General features: G+C 64.8%; 2 protein-coding genes. Both read right to left on the minus strand.

What is annotated here, in order from left to right; all coding sequences use genetic code 11:
• On the minus strand, positions 1 to 846 hold an 846-nt coding region (locus ARGLB_RS03625; protein WP_003799050.1), incomplete at its 3' end, for an ATP-binding cassette domain-containing protein.
• A 14-nt stretch (positions 847 to 860) separates the two neighbouring features.
• Positions 861 to 1,094 (minus strand): ABC transporter permease subunit (locus tag ARGLB_RS03630; protein WP_003799053.1); only part of this gene is annotated, 234 nt, incomplete at its 5' end.

A 1,094-nucleotide genomic window follows, 5' to 3' on the forward strand; every position in this document is an offset into this window, starting at 1 on the left:
GTGGCCGCCGAGCTGTTCGAGTTCGTGGGCGAGTTCGGCCAGTTCGGCACCGCCGGCCATCTGGGCGGTCAGTTCGTCGATGGTGATGTCCTTCTTCTCGTAGTAGCCGATCGACTTGCCGCGCTTGAGCAGCAGGAACCGGTCCCCGACCGGGAAGGCGTGGTGCGGGTTGTGGGTGATGAAAATGACCCCGAGACCGCGGTCGCGGGCCTGCAGGATGTACCGGAGCACGACGCCGGACTGCTTGACGCCCAGCGCGGCGGTGGGTTCGTCCAGGATCAGCACCTTCGCGCCGAAGTACACGGCCCGGGCGATCGCGACGCACTGGCGTTCACCGCCGGAGAGCTGCCCGATGGGCTGTTCGACATCGCGCAGGTCGATGCCCATGTCCGCCAGTTCCTTCTTGGTGATGTCCTTCATCTGCTGCACGTCCATCCGGCGGAACGGCCCGGACCCGGTGGTCAGTTCGGAGCCGAGGAAGAAGTTCCGCCAGATCGGCATCAGCGACACCACGGCCAGGTCCTGGTACACGGCGGCGATGCCGGCGTCCAGCGCCTCACGCGGGGAGCTGAGCTTGCGTTCCTCGCCCATGATCTTGAAGGTGCCTTCGTCGTGCTGGTGCAGGCCGGCGATGATCTTGATCAGCGTGGACTTGCCCGCACCGTTGTCCCCGAGCACGCAGGTGACGCGGCCGTTGTCCACGGCCATGGTGACATCACGCAGGGCGATGACGTTCCCGTAGTGCTTGCCCACGTTCTCCAGCGAGAGCAGGTGCACCGGAGTGTGGGTCAGCGGGTCTTGTTCGTCTTTCAGCAGCGTCTGCTGGTCGATCTGGTGTGCATTCATTGGTCCAGGCCCCTTTACTTCAGTTCCGCGCGGCGCTTGACGATCAGGTTGACGATGGTGGCCAGCAGCAGCATCAGGCCCAGGAAGAACTTGAACCAGTCCGGGTTCCACTGCGCGTAGACGATGCCCTTGTTGGCCATGCCGAAGATGAACGCGCCGATCGCGCCGCCCACGGCCGAACCGTACCCGCCGGTCAGCAGGCACCCGCCAATCACCGCGGCGATGATGTAGAGGAACTCGTTGCCCAC

Origin of the sequence: Arthrobacter globiformis NBRC 12137, from assembly GCF_000238915.1 — a bacterium.
GTDB lineage: Bacteria > Actinomycetota > Actinomycetes > Actinomycetales > Micrococcaceae > Arthrobacter > Arthrobacter globiformis.